13 protein-coding genes are annotated in these 18620 nt (G+C 74.5%); 4 read left to right on the top strand and 9 right to left on the bottom strand.

Features of this window, described 5'->3' with window-relative positions; all coding sequences use genetic code 11:
* Positions 1-7 precede the first annotated feature (7 nt).
* The 3 genes from JAO84_RS30385 to JAO84_RS30375 all read right to left on the bottom strand — a co-directional run bounded on the left by JAO84_RS30385 (position 8) and on the right by JAO84_RS30375 (position 5399).
* Positions 8-1630: an MFS transporter gene (locus tag JAO84_RS30385; RefSeq protein WP_370415694.1), complete on the bottom strand. Its 1623-nt coding sequence runs from the start codon at positions 1628-1630 to the stop codon at positions 8-10.
* 114 nt (positions 1631-1744) lie between these two features.
* Entirely contained in the window at positions 1745-4738 is a 2994-nt protein-coding gene (locus JAO84_RS30380) for a LuxR C-terminal-related transcriptional regulator (protein ID WP_370415693.1), read from the bottom strand.
* 301 nt (positions 4739-5039) lie between these two features.
* On the bottom strand, positions 5040-5399 hold the full coding sequence (locus JAO84_RS30375) for a DUF5955 family protein (RefSeq protein WP_370415692.1): 360 nt from the start codon (positions 5397-5399) through the stop codon (positions 5040-5042).
* Positions 5400-5551: 152 nt separating this feature from the next.
* Here JAO84_RS30375 and JAO84_RS30370 point away from each other — a divergent pair, with 152 nt between their 5' ends.
* From JAO84_RS30370 to JAO84_RS30360, 3 genes are all read left to right on the top strand, one after another.
* Positions 5552-6166 carry an NTP transferase domain-containing protein gene (locus JAO84_RS30370; RefSeq protein ID WP_265867795.1) on the top strand — a complete coding sequence of 205 codons (615 nt, stop codon included), beginning with the start codon at positions 5552-5554 and terminating at the stop codon, positions 6164-6166.
* A gap of 280 nt (positions 6167-6446) precedes the next feature.
* Positions 6447-8078 (top strand): malate synthase A, encoded by a 1632-nt coding sequence (gene aceB / locus JAO84_RS30365; protein ID WP_370415691.1) that lies wholly within the window; start codon positions 6447-6449, stop codon positions 8076-8078.
* Between the two features lie 250 nt (positions 8079-8328).
* The gene (locus JAO84_RS30360) at positions 8329-9477 is read left to right on the top strand and encodes a GDSL-type esterase/lipase family protein (RefSeq protein ID WP_370415690.1); all 1149 of its coding nucleotides are present in this window, start codon (positions 8329-8331) and stop codon (positions 9475-9477) included.
* A gap of 31 nt (positions 9478-9508) precedes the next feature.
* Here the strand turns inward: JAO84_RS30360 and JAO84_RS30355 are convergent, their stop codons facing one another.
* Positions 9509-11314 (bottom strand): hypothetical protein, encoded by a 1806-nt coding sequence (locus JAO84_RS30355; protein ID WP_370415689.1) that lies wholly within the window; start codon positions 11312-11314, stop codon positions 9509-9511.
* A gap of 51 nt (positions 11315-11365) precedes the next feature.
* On the bottom strand, positions 11366-12334 hold the full coding sequence (locus JAO84_RS30350; RefSeq protein ID WP_370415688.1) for a fibronectin type III domain-containing protein: 969 nt from the start codon (positions 12332-12334) through the stop codon (positions 11366-11368).
* A 141-nt stretch (positions 12335-12475) separates the two neighbouring features.
* Between JAO84_RS30350 and JAO84_RS30345 the strand changes: the two genes are divergently transcribed.
* Positions 12476-13051 (top strand): hypothetical protein, encoded by a 576-nt coding sequence (locus JAO84_RS30345; RefSeq protein ID WP_370415687.1) that lies wholly within the window; start codon positions 12476-12478, stop codon positions 13049-13051.
* 7 nt (positions 13052-13058) lie between these two features.
* On the opposite strand, the gene JAO84_RS30340 is transcribed toward JAO84_RS30345, so the two are convergent.
* The 4 genes from JAO84_RS30340 to JAO84_RS30325 form a co-directional block, all read right to left on the bottom strand.
* The gene (locus JAO84_RS30340; protein WP_370415686.1) at positions 13059-13910 is read right to left on the bottom strand and encodes an aspartate/glutamate racemase family protein; all 852 of its coding nucleotides are present in this window, start codon (positions 13908-13910) and stop codon (positions 13059-13061) included.
* 68 nt (positions 13911-13978) lie between these two features.
* Positions 13979-15334 carry a nucleobase:cation symporter-2 family protein gene (locus tag JAO84_RS30335; protein ID WP_370416905.1) on the bottom strand — a complete coding sequence of 452 codons (1356 nt, stop codon included), beginning with the start codon at positions 15332-15334 and terminating at the stop codon, positions 13979-13981.
* A gap of 391 nt (positions 15335-15725) precedes the next feature.
* A complete protein-coding gene (locus tag JAO84_RS30330; RefSeq protein ID WP_265867787.1) occupies positions 15726-17117 on the bottom strand; it encodes an 8-oxoguanine deaminase in 1392 nt (463 codons plus the stop codon).
* Between the two features lie 48 nt (positions 17118-17165).
* Positions 17166-18593, bottom strand: a complete 1428-nt coding sequence (locus JAO84_RS30325) for a nucleobase:cation symporter-2 family protein (RefSeq protein WP_370415685.1) — start codon at positions 18591-18593, stop codon at positions 17166-17168.
* Positions 18594-18620 lie beyond the last annotated feature (27 nt).

The following is an 18620-nucleotide window of genomic DNA, read 5'->3' as shown; positions in this document are numbered from 1 at the left end:
ATCCGCCTCACCCTTCAGGGGTGACCTGGGAGTCCCGGCCGGAGTCCCGGGTCCTCGTGGTCCGGCTCCCGGCAGGGAGTCCGCGGGTCACCAGGAAGCTCGCGAGCGTGATGCCGCCGGTCGCGAAGATCGCCGCCTTCAGGCCGTTCAGCTGCGCGGCGGCGTACGACTCCGTGACGGCGTCCACCTCGCGCGGGGGCAGCCCGGCCTGCTCGGCGGCGGTGCGCACCTGGTCGGTCGAGACGAAGCTGACCCCGGACTCCAGGGCGATGCTCGTCTGCTGCCGGGCCTCCTCCGACAGGCGCGGATTCTCCTCGACCTTCGTGGTGAACGCCTGGACCAGGGCGCCGATCAGGATCGAGCCGATCAGGGCCGTGCCGAGCGCCGATCCCAGGTTCTGCGCGGTGAACTGCAGGCCGCCGACCTCGCTGCGCTCCTCCTCCCCCGCGCTGGACTGGACGACGTTGCCCAGCTGCGAGGCCAGCATCCCCATGCCCAGGCCGAGGAGCGCCATGGCCCCGAAGAACTGGCCGTCGTCGATGACCGGGTCGATGGTGGCGAGGAGCCAGACGATGGCCGCCACGAGCAGCACCAGGGCCACCCGCACGACCCGGCGCGGGCCTGCCCGGCGGCCGAGCCGGGCGCCGCCGAGGGAGGCGACGAGCATGGTCACGGAGACCGGCAGCAGCCGCAGTCCGGTCTCGAAGGCGTCGAAGCCCTGCACGACCTGCAGATACAGCGGGATGGTGAAGAACAGGCCGAGCAGGATCAGGTTCTGGCTCAGCAGGGTCATCAGACCGGACCGCAGGACGGGTCTGCGGAGCAGGGTGAGGTGGACCAGCGGGTCGCGGCCGCCCTCCTCCCGCCGTCTCTCCCAGGCCCGGAACAGGGCGAGCAGCGCCACCCCGGCGGCGACCACGAACAGGGTGGGTGCGAAGCCGAACACCGTGAAGGGCGGATCGCGCGGCGCCACCCAGCCCCAGGTGGTGCTCTGCAGCACCCCGAGGACGCCGATGGCCAGGCCGGCCGCCGACAGCACGGCGCCGACGACGTCCAGGCCGGGGCGCGGACCGGGCGCGGGGTGCTCCTCGATCGCCCGCCGGAAGAGCAGGACGGCGAGGACCACGACGACCTCGCCGGCGAAGACCAGCCGCCAGGTGAGGTACGTCGTCACCCAGCCGCCGAGCAGCGGCCCGACCGCGATGCCGGCGCCGGCGAGGCCGCCGATGACGCCGTACGCGACGGAGCGGTCCTTGCCGCGGTACGACTCGGCGACGAGGGCCGCCATCGACGGCAGCACCAGCGCGGCGCCGAGTCCCTCGACGACCGACCAGCCGACGGCCAGGACCCACAGGGTGGGCGCGACGGCGGTCAGGGCCGAGCCCACGCCGTACACGCCCATGCCGATCAGGAAGACCCGGCGGCGGCCCAGGATGTCCCCGATCCGGCCACCGATGATCATGAAGGCGGCCATGACCAGGGCGTACAGGGTGATGACGGCCTGGATGGCGGTCACCTCGGTGTCGAAGTCCTCGACGAGCTGGCTGATGGACACGTTCATGACGGAGGTGTCCAGGACCATCAGGAACTGGGCCGTGCCCAGGACGATCAGCGCGCGCCACTGTCTCACCGTGTCCACCTCTTCGTGTCCACCCGGGTCGGGCGCCCCCACGCTGCCATCACAGCCGAAAGGCCGGTCCGGTGCCTCACCCGCGGCGGGTGAGGCGGGCCTGGTGCGAGTGCGTCAGAGGAGGCCGAGGTCGCGGGCCCGGCGCACCGCTTCGTTGCGCCGGTGGACCGACAGCTTCCGGTAGACGCTCTTGAGGTGGGTCTTGACCGTGTTGACCGACACGTAGAGATCGGCGGCGATCTCCTCGGTGGACATCGTCCGGGCGAGCCGGCTCAGTACGTCACGCTCGCGGGCGCTCAGCGGCTCGACGGGTGCCTCGGGCACGGGGGCGGGGGCGGGGCCGGGTGCGGGCCCGGGGGCGAGCCAGCCCGCGGCGAGCGGCCGCAGCGACGGCGCCGCCAGGAACGGGGCGATCCAGGGCCCGGCCTCCAGGAACGGGCGCCGCAGTTCCTCCGGCCCGGCCTCCCGGAGGGCCCGGCCGAGCAGCCGGTGTACGGAGGCGAGGTCGCCCTCAAGGCGCGCGACCCGGGCGCGCACCAGCGCGGCACGCACGGACACCGCCGGGCCGGTGTGCCCCGGTCCGGGCAGGCCGTCGAGGAGGCTGAGGGCGGTGGCGCGGTCCCCGGCCGCGAGGTACGCCCGGGCGGCGGCGATCCGGCACAGCGGCTGGTCGTCGGCCACCGCCCGCAGGACCTCGGCGGCGGCTTCGGGGCTGCCTGCCGCCAGATGGGCGGCCGAGGCCGTCAGGGCGGCGTGGCCCCGGTCCCACGGGGAGTCCTCGGCGGCGGGAATGCGTCGCGCCGCGGCGGTGAGGGCGGCCCGGGTGTGCCCCCGGGCGAGGAGCAGCCGGGTGGTGGCGAGACGACGGCCCGCGGCCGTCACGGGGTCGGGGTCCGGGTGCGGGTACGGGGGCAGGTCCGGGGTCGGGTGCGTGTCCGGGTCGCGGTCCGGGGACGGGTGCGGGCCGAAGGTCAGGTCCGGGGTCCGGTGCGAGGTCGGGTCGGGGTACGGGTCGAGGGTCGGGTCCGATGCCGGGCGCGCGTCCGGGTCGGGGTGCGGGCCGGAGTACAGGCCCGGGTACGGGCCGAAGGGCAGGTCCGGGGTCGGGTGCGTGTCCGGGTCGGGGTACGGGCCGAGGTGCGGGCCCGGGTACGCGCCGGGGTACCGGCCCTTGTACGCGCCGGGGTACCCGACGGTGTCCGGCTCCGGGTCCGGGGCGTCGGGCGGGCGCCGCAGCAGGGCCTCGGCCCGGCGCGTGTCGCCGCGCTCCACGGCGACCGCGGCGAGGACGAGCCGGCCGAGTCCGGTGCCGGCCGGCACGGGGGCACCGCAGCGCTCGGCGGCGGCGGTCGCCGCGCGGAGCCGGCGCTCCGCCCGGGCCGGCCAGCCGTCGAGGTAGTCGATGAGGGCCAGATGCTCCAAGGCGTCCCGCAGCGGCAGCGCCGTGGCGGCGACGCCGGGCCCGGCGGTCACGGCGGCGAGGGCGGCCCGTGCCTCGTCGAAGCGGCCGGCCCAGAGCAGGGAGGAGCCCAGATGGGTCTGGAGCAGGGCGAGGAACTCGGGGTGCTCGTCCAGGAGCGGGGCGGGCACCTGCAGGAGCAGGTCCGAGGCGGTCGCGGCGGCCCGTTCCGCCGTACGCGCCGAGCCGGCGAGGCGGCCCGCGAGGGCGGTGAGCAGGGCGCAGCCGAGCCGGGCCGCCGCGTCGTCGCGGGCGTCGTCACGGGCGTCGGCGGCGGTCAGCTGTTCCTCGGCGTGGTGGAGGTGGGCGAGGCCCCGGTCGAGGTCGTTACGGGTCAGGGCGCGCGCGGCGCGGACGAGGTCCGCGGCCGGGCCGGGGGTCCGGGCGTCGAGGCCGGCGAACAGCGCCTCCAGCTCGTCCGAGCGGGGCCCGGTGAAGAGCTGCCCGATCGCCAGGTCGTCGACCAGGGCGCCGGCGGCGAAGGTCCAGTCCCCGGCGGCGGCTCCCTGGGCCAGGGTCTCCGGCAGCGCGCCGGAGCCGCGCAGCCAGCGGGCCGCGCGGCGGTGCAGTTGGCGTTCCAGTCCGGGCGAGCGGCGGCGCAGATGGGCCCGGAGGATCTCCCGGAACAGCGGATGGAGCGCGTACCAGCCGTGGTCGAACTCCTCCACGAACGCGTTGTCGCGGAGCAGTCCGGCGAGGATCGGCGCGGCGTCGCGGCGGCCGGTCAGGGCGTCGGCGAGCTCCGGGTGGAAGCGGTCCAGGACGCTGACGCGGAGCAGCAGGTCCTGGGTCTGCTGCGGCTGCCGTTCGAGCACCTCGGCGAGCAGGAAGTCGGCGATCGTGCCGCGGTCGGCCTCGAACTCCTTGAGGTAGAGCTCCGGGTCCGGGCTGAGCCGGGCGGCCAGGGCGCTCAGCCGGAGGCCCGCCGCCCAGCCGCGGGTGCGCTCCACCAGTGCCGCCGCCGCGGCGGCGGACAGATCGAGCCCGTGCCGCGCGAGCAGCGTGACGGCCTCCTCGGGGGTGAAGGCCAGGTCGGCGTCCCGGATCTCGGTGATCTCCCCGGCCACCCGGTAGCGGTGCAGCGGGAGCAGCGGTTCGGTACGGGTGACCAGGACGAGGCGCAGTCCCGGGCCGGCGTGGTGCAGGACGAACTCCAGCTGCCGCGCCGTCTCGGGCGCGGTCATCCGGTCGAACTCGTCGATGACCACCGTCACCGGCCGGTCGAGTCCGGCGAGCTCCGCGGCGAGCCGGGCCGGCAGCGCCGGATCCCCCCGCCCGGGCCCGGCGGCCGGTCCTGCCTCCGCCCCGACCGGCATCCCGGCGGCGCGCAGCGCCTGCAGGAAGTGCGCCCAGAACATCCCGGGCCCCTGGATCGCCGCGTCGAGCGTGAGCCAGGCGGCCGGCCGGTCCAGGCCCGCGGCCCAGTCCGCGGCCAGCAACGTCTTCCCCGCCCCCGCGCAGCCCTCGACCACGGTGAGCGGAGTCCCCGGCACCCGCCCCTCGCCGCCCAGCCGCTCCGCGAGGCGCGGCCGCCGCAGAAAGGTGGTGGGAATCGCCGGCGGCACGAACCGGGTCCGGAGGAAGGGATCACCCAGCGGGTCGACGCCGGGCCCGGCCGGTGGGCCGGACACGACGGACGAGCTGTGCATGGCGGGTCCGCCTGACCGGGCGGGGCCACCCGGAACGGCAGGTCCGCCGGAGGCGGCCCGGCCTCCGGGTGCGGCCGCTTCCCCGGCCTCCTCCGGTCCGCCAGGCGCACCCGCCGCCCCGTGCGGACGGGTGCCGCGCGCTGCCGGCATGCTCGCCACCGCCCTTCCGTCGGACGGGCCCCGGGGCCCTGGTCCTCTTCAGTCTGACGGCGCAGCGGCGTACCGGCAGAGCCGGACAAACCCCTCCGGGGTACCCGAAGGTCCTACCCGGCCGGTTCCGGGCGGGCGGATCGGGGGCGGGTCAGGCGTCCGGGCGGTCGTGGCCGTCGCGGGCCGGGGGGACGGTCGGGGGGCCGAAGAGGTCGACGGCGCGGCGGACGGCAGTGAGGCCTTCGGCGAGCGCGCTGACCGAGCCGAGGGCGCCGGCGACGAGGAGCAGGGAGCGGCGCAGGCGCCACACCTCGGGGGCGCCGCCGGCGGCCATCGCGTCGAGGGCGGCGAGTTCGTCCTCGGCGATCCCCCGGTCGGTGAACTCCGGGCGGTGTCCGGCGAGTTCGCGACGGAGCCGGGACACGGCGGCGCGCAGTTCGGCCACCCTCGGGTCCACGCCGTCCGCGGTCACTCGCCCGGTCACTCGCCTCTGCCCCACGCTCCGCGACATGCTCCCCCTCGCACGACTCCGTACCGACCCGTCGGGCGGTGGTCAGGCGCCGGGGTCGCGGTCAGTCAACACCTCCGCGCGCCCGCCGCGCCAGCGGCATGACGCGATTTCAGGCGTCCGTGTGGCGGGGTCCGATGCGGTATGCAGTCCTCATGACGCATGAGACACACGAACCCCTGGTCGCCGGGCTTCTGCTGGCCGCCGGCGGCGGACGCCGGCTCGGCGGCCGGCCGAAGGCGCTGCTCCCGCATCGCGGCCGGCCGCTGGTGGAGCACGCGGTGCGGATGCTGCGCGAGGGCGGCTGCGAGGTCGTGCACGTGGTGCTCGGGGCGGCGGCCGAACGGGTGCGGGCGGAGGCGGAGCTGCCGGGGTGCGTGCTCGTGGACAACCCGGAGTGGGCGGAGGGCATGGGGTCCTCGCTGCGGGTGGGGCTCGACTCGCTGCGGGCGGCTGCGCCGGTCCCGGTGGACGCGGCGCTGGTGTCGCTGGTGGACCAGCCGGGGATCGGCGCGGCGGCGGTGGCCCGGGTGCGCGGCGCGTACGGCGGGCGGGACGCGCTGGCGGCGGCCTCGTACCACGGGAAGCGGGGCCATCCGGTGCTGTTCGGCGCGGACCGCTGGGCGGGGATCGCGGCGGGGGCGGTGGGTGACCGGGGGGCGCGGGACTATCTGGCGGCGCACCGGGATGCGATCACCCTGGTGGACTGTTCGGATGTGGCCGAGCCGTACGACATCGACACGGAGGCGGATCTGGCACGCCTGGAGTGAGGGGGGAGTGACGGGAGCGAGGGGCGCGGGCGGTCCGGGACACCGGGAGTGAGGGCGGTGGCACCGAGCGCCACGTTCTGTCGACCCAAAGAATCTCGACATCAACAAACCATTGAACTTCCACCATGAGGAAACTAGTATCCACTGTTCAGAAGCGCCTGATCCCCCGAGACGGCGCTCCCGGCCGTATCCCGGCGCCTGTGGCACCGCGTGCCACACGACGACGCCCGGCGGCCGGGCTGGCACCGCCCGTGAAGTCCGCTGAAGGAAGTGACAGTTCATGTCCGCACCAGCGCCGTCCTCCCTGGTCGTCGTCGAAGCCGAGCCCCTGCCGCGCCAGGAGGAGGTGCTCACCGACGCGGCCCTCGCCTTCGTGGCCGAGCTGCACCGTCGGTTCACCCCGCGCCGGGACGAGCTGCTCGCCCGCCGCGCCGAGCGCCGCGCCGAGATCGCCCGTACGTCCTCCCTGGACTTCCTGCCCGAGACCGCGGCGATCCGCGCCGACGACTCGTGGAAGGTCGCGCCCGCCCCGGCGGCACTGAACGACCGGCGTGTGGAGATCACCGGCCCGACCGACCGCAAGATGACGATCAACGCGCTGAACTCGGGTGCGAAGGTCTGGCTCGCGGACTTCGAGGACGCCTCGGCGCCGACCTGGGAGAACGTGGTCCTCGGTCAGGTCAACCTGATCGACGCCTACACCCGGAACATCGACTTCACCGACCCGAAGTCGGGTAAGTCCTACGCCCTGAAGCCGGCCGGCGAGCTGGCCACGGTCGTCATGCGCCCGCGCGGCTGGCACCTGGAGGAGCGCCACCTCACGGTCGACGGGCGCCCGGTCCCGGGTGCGCTGGTCGACTTCGGCCTCTACTTCTTCCACAACGCCCAGCGGCTCATCGACCTCGGCAAGGGCCCGTACTTCTACCTGCCGAAGACGGAGTCGCACCTGGAGGCCCGCCTCTGGAACGAGATCTTCGTCTTCGCCCAGGACTACGTCGGCATCCCGCAGGGCACCGTCCGCGCCACGGTCCTCATCGAGACCATCACGGCCGCGTACGAGATGGAGGAGATCCTCTACGAGCTCCGCGACCACGCCGCCGGGCTGAACGCGGGCCGCTGGGACTACCTCTTCTCCATCGTCAAGAACTTCCGGGACGGCGGCGCCAAGTTCGTCCTGCCGGACCGCAACGCCGTGACGATGACGGCCCCGTTCATGCGCGCGTACACCGAGCTGCTCGTGCGCACCTGCCACAAGCGCGGCGCGCACGCGATCGGCGGCATGGCGGCCTTCATCCCGTCTCGCCGGGACGCCGAGGTCAACAAGGTCGCCTTCGAGAAGGTCAAGGCCGACAAGGACCGCGAGGCCGGCGACGGCTTCGACGGCTCCTGGGTCGCCCACCCCGACCTGGTGCCGATCGCCATGGCCTCCTTCGACGCGGTCCTCGGCGAGAAGCCGAACCAGAAGGACCGGCTGCGCGAGGACGTGCACGTGGCCGGCCCCGAGCTGATCGACATCGCCTCGCTCGACGCCCACCCGACGTACGAGGGCCTGCGCAACGCGGTCCAGGTCGGCATCCGCTACATCGAGGCCTGGCTGCGCGGCCTGGGCGCCGTCGCGATCTTCAACCTGATGGAGGACGCGGCCACCGCCGAGATCTCGCGCTCGCAGATCTGGCAGTGGATCAACGCGGGTGTCGAGTTCGAGCACGGCGGGGAATCCGTGCAGGCGACGCCGGAGCTGGCCCGCCGGGTGGCGGCCGAGGAGCTGGCCGCGATCCGCGAGGAGATCGGCGACGAGGCCTTCGCGGCCGGAAAGTGGCAGCAGGCACACGACCTCCTGCTGCACGTCTCCCTGGACGCCGACTACGCGGACTTCCTGACCCTCCCCGCGTACGACCAGCTGGTCGGCTGACCGCACAGCGGCCGAACAGCTCGCCCTGACGGGCCGTAGGACCGACCCCGCCCCCGGCGCACGCAGCGCCGGCGGCGGGGTCTTCGCCGTTTGCACGTTTTTCGATCCATGGCGTTTCACAAGTCACGTGACGCAACCGAGATATGCAACTACCTAGCGGTAACAAGCCGGCGCATGCGAAATTCCGCCATGCCACCGGCCGGCGGCTGTCCCCCACTCACTGCGCACCGCATCCCGCAGGAGCACAGCCATGCCTTCGTTCCGCCACCGCGCGCTGCGCGGACTGCTCCCCCTGTGCCTGGCCGCCGGCCTCGTCACCCTGGCGCCCTCCCCCGCCCTGGCCTCCCCCGGCAGCGGTCCCACCGCCGTCGTCACCATGGGCGACAGCTACATCTCCGGCGAGGCCGGCCGCTGGCAGGGCAACAGCCTGACCACCAGCGGCAGCCGCACCGGCACCGACCGGGCCTGGACCGGCAGCACGTACGACCCCAGCCGGGTCTACGGCAGCTCCGAGGCCAACGGCTGTCACCGCTCCGACTCGGCCGAGGTGAACAGCGCGGGCGCGCTCACCACCGAGCAGATCAACCTCGCCTGCTCCGGGGCCACGACGAAGAACGTCTTCCGCTCCGTCTCCGGCGGCGTGTCCTACAAGGGCGAGGCCCCGCAGGCCGACCGGCTCGCGGCCGTCGCCGCCACCCGTGACGTGAAGCTGATCGCGCTCTCCATCGGCGGCAACGACCTGGGCTTCGCCGACATCATCACCACCTGCGCCACCGACTACATCGTCTGGTACTCCTACTGCCACGACGACCAGCAGGGCGTCGTCGACGCGAAGATCGACGGCGTGATGGCGAACGTCGGCAAGGCGGTCGACGAGATCCGCGCCGTGATGTCCGGCGCCGGCTACGCGGCCTCCGACTACCGGATCGTGCTGCAGTCGTACCCCTCCCCCATCCCCCGGTCCTCCGAGAACCGCTACGGCGAGAGCGGCTGGACCCGTACGAACACGGGCGGCTGCCCCTTCTGGAACCTCGACTCCGACTGGGCCCGCGACTCCCTCGTCCCGCAGATCGCGAACCGTCTGAAGGCGGTGGCGACGGCGAAGGGCGCGCAGTTCCTCGACCTCCGCGACATGCTCCAGGGCCGCGAGGTGTGCGCCAAGGCCAGCAAGCAGGTGACGTCGACCGTCCCGGCCTCGGCGACCAGCAGCGAGTGGGCCCGCTGGATCGACCAGAACGAGACCCAGGGCCCCCTCCAGGAGGACATGCACCCCAACTACTACGGCCAGCTGGCGCTCGGCCGCTGCCTGGCCCTGATCAACGCCCGGCCGACCGGGAACTTCGGCTGCCGCAACACGGCGGGCACGGGCGCGTCGGGGATGTACCTGACCACGGGCTGATCGCCGGCAGCCCGGTTCGGACGCAGGCCGCTCAGGGCACGCTGACGCCCAGCGGCTTCAGGACCCGCGCGGTCTCGTGCGGGTCCGCGGCCGTCATGGTGGCGACCAGGGCGGCCGATCCGCCGGGCCAGTGGGCGGCGGCCGTGTCGAAGGCGGTGCGGCGGAACTCCAGGGGCCCCTGCTTCGCCGGGAGGGCGTCCAGGACGGCGAGGGCGCGGGCGGAGGCGGGCACCGCGGCCGGGTCGACCGGCTCGCCGCGGACGGTCAGTTCGGCCGCGGCACGGGCGCCGGCCACCGGGTCGGCGAGGGCGGCGCGGAGGGCGCCCGACGGCACGGCGGACCAGTCGAGGAGGCCGAGCAGCGCGCGGGTCGAGGCGGCGTCGGGGGTGCGGGCGTTGACCGTGCCGACCGCGTCGAAGAGTTCGCTCCAGGCCTGCTCGGCGCCGTCCCGGGCGGTCAGCCAGGCGCCGAGCACCGGGCTCGCGGCGGCCTGCGGCCAGCCCTCGGCGGCGGCGACCAGCCGGGCGGCGTCCCAGCCGGCCGTCTCGGCGGCGTCGGGGACCTCGACGCGGCGCACGGCGAGCAGATAACGGACCGCGGCGCAGCCGCGCGCGGTGAGCCCGAAGGCGTCGCCGTTGCGGAAGACGAGTCCGGTGGCGGCGAGCCGGTCGACGACGGCGGCGAGCTCGCGGGCGGGTTTGTCGAGCCGGGCGCGGTCGGTGTCGGTGAGGCCGGGCGTGCCGAGCAGCCGGGCGAGCTCGCCGGCGGTCGGGGTGGTGTAGCCGGGGGACGCGGGCGGCGGTACGGGGACCGGCGCGTCCTCCAGGGCCGGGTCGACGGTCCAGTCCTCGAACTCGGCGGCGCGGCGGGCGACCGACTCGGCGGAGCAGCCGCGCTGGTAGAGGGTGTAGAGCAGGTGCGCGGCCTCGCCGCCGTACGGCCCGGAGTCCTCCCCGTCGGCGCCTTCGAGGGCGTCGACGGCGCCGGCGAGGAGGTCGGCGTCGGCCTCGACGTCCCCGCCTCCGGCCCCGATCGCGCCCTCGGGCGGCGGGAGCGGCACGGCGGTGTCGCCGTAGTAGTCCAGGTGCTCGTCGAGGAGGGCGTCGGCGAGGACGAGGTGGGGGAAGTCGTCGGGTCCGGGGGCGAGGTGGGCGTATTGACCGGCCAGTTCCTCGGCGAGTCCGGCGGCGGTCCACCGGTCGAGCAGCGCGGCGGCGACGGTGCCGATGCCCTGGGCCACGTCGTGGTCGCCGAGCAGCGGCCCGGCGGCCGGCGGATGCTCGGCGTCCCGGACGTAGGCCCTGGTCAGGACCTCGGCGAGGAGGACGTCGGCGAGCGCGGTGCGGCCCATGAGGTCGGCCCGGCGCATGCCGTCGGGCAGCGGCGGCCCGTCGAGCCGGGCGAGCCAGTCGCGTACGGCTCCGGGGTCGCCGGGGTCGGTGCCGTCGGCGCGCAGCAGCTGGGCGTACCAGCGGGGCCAGGTGAGGTTGCCGGGGTCGCCCATGGCGCGGGCGAAGTCGGGCTCGGCCTCGCCGATCGCCCCTTCGACGCGCCGGCGGCGCTCTCCGTCGAGCCCGGCGACCAGGGCCCGCAGGACGGCCGGGTAGACGTCGAGCTCGGCGGGCGCGGCGCCCACGAAGGCCGGCAGGTCCTCCACGAGGAGCCGTCTGACCAGCGCGGGCGTGGGTTCCGGCAGCCCGCTCGTCCGGTCCGCCCCGCGCAGCGCGAGCAGGCCCAGGACGGCGTCGGCGGCCCGGGCCGCGCCGGGTCCCCGGAACTCGGGGTGCGCTGCCAGGAACGCGTCAAGACCGGTGTTGGTGAGAACGATCTCGGCCACGCTTCCCAGCGTAGTTCGGGGCGGGGCGGCGTGCCGGGTCGGCGACGTCCGTCAGACCGTCACCACCGTGACCGGTGTCGAGAAGTCGCCCCAGGTGCCGTCGGGAAGCTTGGCGCGCAGGGTGAGGGCGTAGCGGACGCCGGGGGTGGCGGGGACGGTGAGGGTGTAGCTGACCGGGCCGGGGCCGGGGTCGGCGCCCCAGACGATGGTGGTGGCGAAGCGGCCGTTCAGGTGGAGCTGGTGCTCCTTGACGGGGGTGGCAGTGCGGGGCGGGGTCCAGGTGACGGTGAGGGTGCCCTCGGCGGCGCGGACCGTGACGCCGGTGGGGGCGGTGGCGGGGCGGTGGCCGGGGACGGCGGGGGTGGTGAGCGGGACCGCGTCGCTGTCGGGTGAGGAGTTCTCGGCGGCGTCGCGGGCGCGGACGGTGAAGGAGTAGGCGGTGGCGGGACGCAGGCCGGTGACGCGGGCCTCGGTGGCGGTGCCGGGGACGGTGTGGATGCGGGAGCCGGACTGGTAGACGTCGTAGGCGGTGACGCGGGTGTCGTCGCGGGCGGGGCGCCAGGCGAGGGTCACGGCGTCGGGTCCGGCGGGGGTGAGGCGCAGGGCGGTGGGGCGGGTGGGTGCGGTGCGGTCCTCGGCGCTCGCGGCGGGGGTGGTGGCGGTGACGGCGGCGCTGTCCGGGGAGAGGTTGCCGGCGGCGTCTCGGGCGCGGACGGTGAAGGTGTACGGGGTGGCGGGGGCGAGGCGAGTGACGTCGGTCATCAGGGTGCCGGCGGGCAGGTCCTTGATCTTGCGGCCCTGGCGGTAGACGGCGTAGCCGGTGACGGCCCGGTCGTCGGTGGCGGCGCTCCACATGACGTGGACGGTGGTGGCGCTGCCGGCGGTGGCGGTGAGGCCGGTGGGGGTGGTGGGGGCGCGGGTGTCCTGGGGGGCCGCGGCGGCGCCGGAGCAGGCGGTGAGGGCGGTCAGGGCGGCCAGGGCTGCGGCCGTGAGGGCGAGTGCGGTGCAGGGGCGGCGCATGGGGGGGTGCCTCCGTCCGGCGGGTCCGGTGAAAGGTCTGGACCTATATCCCACGGCGGGCGGAGCGGGGGCAAGAGGGCGTTGTCAGTGGGGTGCGCTTCACTGGATTCATCACTCTCCGTAGTCGAATCTGGGGGAATCGTGACGGACCGTACGACGTATGTGACGCTGGCCGGGCTGCGCGGGCGCGGCTGGAGCGACGCGATGATCGGCGAGCTGCTCGGCCAGGCCGATGTGCAGGGGCGCGACCCGCGGCGGTGGTCGCTCGCCCCGGTGCTGCTCTATCTCCTCGCGCGGGTCGAGGCGGTGGAGCGCACCCCGGAGTTCCTGGGTGCCTCCGCCGTGGCGGGGCGTGGTTCGGCGGCGGCCGGTGCGGGCGCCGAGCGGCGGCGCCTCGCGGTCCTCGCGTCGATCCGCGCCGAACCCATCGAGGTCCCCCGGCTCCCCGCCGCCGAACTGGAGCGGCGCGCGGTGCGGCACCGGCACCTGCTCGGCGCCCGCAGTCCCGGCGGGGCGGCGGGCGCGATGGTCCGCTGGCAGGTCGGCTATCTCCGGCACGCCCTCTCCCGTTACGACACGCTGCTCGACGGCCTGTACGGCGACACCGGCCGCGCCGAGGCCGAGCGGCTGCTGCGCCGCCGGGTGTACGAGGCGATCGCGGCGGCCTATCCGCATCTGGCCCGCGAGTGCGGGCGGCGGATGGCGGTGGAGCGGTGAGGGCGTGTCAGGAGCGTCGCGGGCCGGAGACGCCCAGGGCGCGGGCGATCCGGCGGCAGGCGGCCGGGATCGGGGCGACCACCGGGACGGCGAGACGCGAGCCGAGGACGTCGGCGGCCTCGCCGAGCGGGCCGCCGCCGATGACGACCACCTCGGCCCCGTCCCGTACGGCGCAGGCGCGGGCGGCGGTCTCCAGGGCGGCGAGCAGCGACTCGGGGCGGGCGGCGAGGAGTTCGGGGTCGCCGGCGGTGAAGCGGGCGCCCGTGTACGAGGCCGCGAGGCCGAGGCGGGCGACCTGGGCGTCGATCGAGCCGGCCAGGAGCGGTGTGGTCGTCGCGACGCCGAACCGCCGGCCGCCCGCGGCGGCCTCGGCGAGGGCCGCCTCGCCGATACCGACCAGGGGTACGGGTGCGGGTGCTGGCGCAAGACCGGGTACGGGCGCGAGCCCGGGTACAGGCTCGGGCTCTGACGCGAGTGCGGGGGCGGGTACGGGCGCCTGCGCGGGACCGGGGGCGGCGCACCGCCCTCGGCCTGGCCCGGGGCGGTGCGGCGGGGTCGGGGCAACCGTCATGGGCCACGGCAGCGCGCGGAGTTCCGGGACTCCCGGGTCGCCGAAGGCCGCGACGATCAGGGCCGCGCAGTCGCCCGAGGTCAGGGCCTGGTGCGCGGCCGCCACGACGTGCGGGGCGGCGGCGCGCAGGGCGGCGGGGTCGGTGAGCATCGGCGGGCCGGTAGCGACTGTGACGCCCCGGACCCGGAGGCCCGTGCCGGCGAGGGCGCGGCGGGCGATGCCGGTCATCATCCGGGTCGTGGCCGCCGAGGTGTTGGGGTTGACCAGGACCACGGCGGGCGGGCGCACGCCCGGCACCCCGGGCCCCGCGGCGTGCGCGGGGACCGGGGCGGCGTGGGGGTGGTGCGGGCGGCGGTTCAGTGGACGTGGGCCGCCTTCGCGGAGGCCGTCTCGGAGATCTCCTCGCCCGGCTCCATCGGCGCGGTCACGGTGTCGGCGTCCCGGCTCCTGCCGAGGTGGTTGAAGACCAGGTTGAGCAGCACGGCGGCCACACAGCCGGTGGAGATGCCGGAGTCCAGGATGATCTGCGCCGTCTCGGGGAAGGCGTGGTAGAAGTCCGGCTTGGTGATCGGGATGATGCCGACCGCCAGCGAGACGGCGACGATCAGCACGTTGTTGTCCTTCTCCAGGCCGGCCTTGACCAGGGTCTGGATGCCGCTCGCGGCGACCGAGCCGAAGAGGACGACGCCCGCGCCGCCGAGCACCGGCCGGGGCACGACCGAGATCAGCGAGGCGGCCACCGGCGAGAGGCCCATCAGGAGCAGGAAGCCGCCGCCGCAGGCGACCACGAAGCGGCTGCGGATCCGGGTCATCGCGACCAGGCCGATGTTCTGTGCGAAGGCGCTGCACATGAAGCCGTTGAAGAGGGGGCTGAGCGCCGAGCCGAGGGTGTCGGCGCGCAGTCCGGCCGCGATGGTCTTCTCGTCGGCCGGCCGTTCGACGATCTCGCCGAGCGCGAGCATGTCGGCGGTCGACTCGGTCATGGAGACCAGCATGACGACGCACATCGAGATGATCGCGGCGAGCGCGAACTGCGGGGCGCCGAAGTGGAAGGGGGCCGGGAAGCCGACGACGTCGGCCTCCGTCACCGGGCTGAAGTCGGTGGCGCCGAACGGGATCGCGATGAGCGTGCCCAGCACCAGACCGACCAGGACGGCGATCTGCTTGAGGAAGCCGGTGGTGAAGCGGCGGAGCAGCAGCACGATCGCCAGGGTGATGCCGGCGAGCGAGAGATAGGTGGTCGAACCGTAGTCGGGCGCCGCGGGGTTGGGGCCCTGGGCCCAGCCGAAGGCGACCGGCAGCAGGGAGACGCCGATCAGGGTGATGACGGAGCCGGTCACGACGGGCGGGAAGAACCGCACGAGGCGGGAGAACCAGGGGGCGGCTATGAAGCCGAGGAGTCCGGCGACGATGATCGCGCCGAAGATCACGGGGAGGGCGTCGGCCTTGTCCTTCGTGGTGTCGACGATGGCGAGCATCGGGGCGACGCCGGCGAAGGTGACGCCGTTGACGAACGGGAGCTTGGCACCGATCTTCCAGACGCCGAGGGTCTGGAGGAAGGTGGCGAGGCCGGCGGTGAAGAGGCTGGCGCCGGTGAGGAAGGTCAGTTCGGTCCCGGAGAGGCCCACGGCCGCTCCGACGATCAGGGGCGGGGCGACGACGCCCGCGTACATGGCGGCCACGTGCTGCAGACCGCTGGTGAGCATTCTCATCGGGGGCAGGGTCTCGTCGACCGGATGCTTGCTCCGGTCGCCGTCGAGGGCGCTGCCTGCGTCTTGTGCATTGCGAACCTGGGGCTTGGCGGCCACGGCGGTTCCTCCGGTCGGGTACACGTCGGCGGTGACGCGGGTGTCAGGGAGGTGGTGCGATGCGGTGCGAGGTGCAGGAGGTGCGGCTCGTTGCGAGGTGGTGCGGTGCGCCGGCGGAGGGGGTGCCGCGCGGGACGGGCGTCCGGTGGGGGTGCGGACACGGGTTCACCGACCCGGGGGGTGCGGTACGACTGGTGCGTACGCACACCCCCCGGTCCGGCAGCCGCGGACCCCGCTCGGGTCCGCGGTGACCGACCGAGGGCCGTCCCCCTCGGTCGGACTCCTTGGGGAGGGGTCAGGCCCGGGCCGCGATGCGGGCCAGGCGCTGCGCCTCCGCGCGCGCGTCACGCGCGATGGCGTCCTCGTCGGCGGTGAGCAGTCGGTTGTTCTCCACGATCTGCCGGCCGTTGACGAAGGAGGCGGTGACCGGGGCCGCCGCGCCGAAGACGATGGCGGTGACCGGGTCGGCGATCGACGAGTGGCCGAGGCCGTCGATCTTCCAGAGGACGAAGTCGGCGAGCTTGCCCGGCTCCAGGGAGCCGATGCTGTCGGCGCGGCCGAGCACCTGCGCGCCGCCGAAGGTGCCGAGGCGCAGGGCCTGGCGGGCGTTGAGCGCGGCCTCGCGGTGGGCGCCGAGGCGGTTGATGAGGAGCGCGTTGCGCAGCTCGGTGTGCAGTTCGCCCGACTCGTTGGAGGCGGTGCCGTCGACGCCGAGGCCGACCGGGACGCCCGCCTTCAGCATGTCGGGGACGCGGGCGATGCCGGCGGCGAGCCGCGCGTTGGAGGACGGGCAGTGGGCGACGCCGGTCTTCGTGCGGGCGAAGGCGGCGATGTCGGAGTCGTTCATGTGGACGCAGTGCGCCATCCACACGTCCTCGCCGAGGAAGCCGGTGGACTCGAAGTAGTCGGTCGGGCCCATGCCGAACAGCTCGTGGCAGAACTTCTCCTCCTCCACGGTCTCCGAGCCGTGGGTGTGCATGCGCACGCCGAGCCGGCGGCCGAGGGCCGCGCCCTCGCGCAGCAGCTCGGTGGAGATGGAGAAGGGCGAGCAGGGGGCGACGGCGACCTGGGTCATCGCGTCGAAGGAGGCGTCGTGGTACTGCTTCACCGTCTCCTCGGTCGCGGCGAGCGCGCCCTCGGTGGTCTCGACGGCGAAGTCCGGCGGCAGGCCGCCGTCCTTCTCGCTGCGGTCCATCGAGCCGCGGGCGAGGGTGAAGCGGACGCCCATGTCGGCGGCGGCGCCGATGATGGCGCCGGACAGGTCGCCGGAGCCCTGCGGGTACACGTAGTGGTGGTCCATCGCGGTGGTGACACCGCCGCGGGCCATCATGGCGAGCGAGCCCTGCGCGGCGGTGCGGACCATCGACTCGTCGATCCGCGCCCACGTCGGGTAGAGCGCCACCAGCCAGTTGAAGAGGTTGTGGTCGGTCGCGAGGCCCCGGGTGATCCACTGGTAGAAGTGGTGGTGGGTGTTGATCAGACCCGGCGTGATCAGATGCCCGGTGGCGTCGATCCGCCGGACCACGTTCTCCAGGCCCTCGGGGGCCCGGCCGGCTCCCAGTGACTCGATCTTGTTGTCGGCGACGACGAGGTAGCCGGTGGCGTACTCGGTGTCGTTCGCGTCCACGGTCGCGATCGCCGCGTTCTCGATGACGATGCGCTGGGGGGCTGCCGAAGGTGCTGCCATGGCGGTGCTTCCTTCATTCCAGGGGGGATCGGTGGGCACGGCAGGACCCTAGGAGGATTTGAGTGCCGGGGCCGGGTGACGGCTCCGGGTGCCGAGATGATGGAAGAACAGGTTCAGCAGAACGGCGACGAGCGCGCCGGCGCTGATGCCGGAGCCGAGCACGGTCTGTGCCCAGGCGGGGAATCCGGCGTAGAAGGTGGGGGCGGCGAGCGGGATGATGCCCGCGCCGAGCGCGACCGCCACCAGGATGATGTTGGAGCTGTCGTCCAGGCCGGCCTCGGACAGCGTACGGATGCCGCTGACCGCGATCGAGCCGAAGAGGACGATGCCCGCGCCGCCGAGGACCGGCATGGGGACCAGCGAGACCACCGCGCCGAGCACCGGGAAGGCGCCGAGGACGAGCAGGGCGCCGCCGGCGACGGCGACCACATAGCGGCTGCGCACCCGGGTCAGCGAGACGACGCCGACGTTCTGGGCGAAGGCCGAGGTGGGGAAACCGCCGAAGACCGGGCCGATGAGGGTGGCGATGCCGTCGGTGCGCAGGCCCCGGGTGATGGTCCGCCCGTCGCTGCGCCGTTCGCAGATCTCGCCGAGGGCGAGCATGCCGGTGCTGGACTCGGTCATCAGGACCAGCATGACGATGCAGAGCGAGAGGATCGCGGCGGGCTGGAACTCGGGGGTGCCGAAGGCGAAGGGCGAGGGCAGTGCGGCGACCGGCGCCTCGCGGAGGGCGGTGAAGTCCGCCATGCCGAAGGGGATCGCGGCGAGGGTGCCGATGAAGAGCCCGAGGAGCAGCGCGATCTGCTTGACGAAGCCCTTGCCGAAGCGCTGGAAGAGCAGGATGACGACCAGCGTGAAGGCGGCGAGCGCCAGGTGTTTCATGGCACCGAAGTCGGCGGCGTTCTTGTCGCCGCCCTGGGCCCAGCCCACCGGGACGGGCATCAGGGTGACCCCGATGAGGGTGATCACGACACCCGTGACGAGGGGCGGGAAGAAGCGGAGCAGCCGGCCGAAGAAGGGTCCGACGGCGAGGCAGAAGACGCCGGCGACCATCACCGCGCCGTAGATGGCGGGGAGTTGGTGGCCCTTGGCGCTGGTCTCGGCGATGGCGAGCATCGGCGCGATGCCGGCCGAGGAGGCGGCGTTGACGAACGGGAGCCGGTTTCCGGCGAAGCCGCCGAGGCCGATGGTCTGCAGGATGGTGGCGCAGCCGGCGATCAGCAGGCTGGCGGCGATGAGCCGGGTCATTCCGGCGGCGTCCAGGCCGACGGCCTGGCCGATGATGAGCGGAGGGGTGACCACGCCGGCGTACATGGCGGCGATGTGCTGGAGAGCCGCGGGGACGAGCCGCGAGGCGGGGAGCTTCTCGTCCACCGGGTGGCAGCCGGCCGCGGACGGGGCCGACGACGGTGCCGGGGTGGACGGGGTGGAACACGGGCCTTCGGCGGATGCCGGCCCCTTTGCGGGCAGTGCCATGCTGGGTTCCCTCCGGTCTGGTGCCGG

This window comes from Streptomyces fradiae, from assembly GCF_041270065.1.
Classification (GTDB): Bacteria; Actinomycetota; Actinomycetes; order Streptomycetales; family Streptomycetaceae; genus Streptomyces.
Note: the sequence above shows the minus strand (reverse complement) of the source record. Positions and strands in the feature narration are given on the sequence as shown.

Coding starts and splice junctions, on each gene's coding strand:
- JAO84_RS30380 (WP_370415693.1), bottom strand. CDS start 4,738: ATGCACAGCTCGTCCGTCGTGTCCGGCCCACCGGCCGGGCCCGGCGTC.
- JAO84_RS30375 (WP_370415692.1), bottom strand. CDS start 5,399: ATGTCGCGGAGCGTGGGGCAGAGGCGAGTGACCGGGCGAGTGACCGCG.
- JAO84_RS30370 (WP_265867795.1), top strand. CDS start 5,552: ATGACGCATGAGACACACGAACCCCTGGTCGCCGGGCTTCTGCTGGCC.
- aceB (WP_370415691.1), top strand. CDS start 6,447: ATGTCCGCACCAGCGCCGTCCTCCCTGGTCGTCGTCGAAGCCGAGCCC.
- JAO84_RS30360 (WP_370415690.1), top strand. CDS start 8,329: ATGCCTTCGTTCCGCCACCGCGCGCTGCGCGGACTGCTCCCCCTGTGC.
- JAO84_RS30350 (WP_370415688.1), bottom strand. CDS start 12,334: ATGCGCCGCCCCTGCACCGCACTCGCCCTCACGGCCGCAGCCCTGGCC.
- JAO84_RS30335 (WP_370416905.1), bottom strand. CDS start 15,334: ATGAGAATGCTCACCAGCGGTCTGCAGCACGTGGCCGCCATGTACGCG.
- JAO84_RS30330 (WP_265867787.1), bottom strand. CDS start 17,117: ATGGCAGCACCTTCGGCAGCCCCCCAGCGCATCGTCATCGAGAACGCG.
- JAO84_RS30325 (WP_370415685.1), bottom strand. CDS start 18,593: ATGGCACTGCCCGCAAAGGGGCCGGCATCCGCCGAAGGCCCGTGTTCC.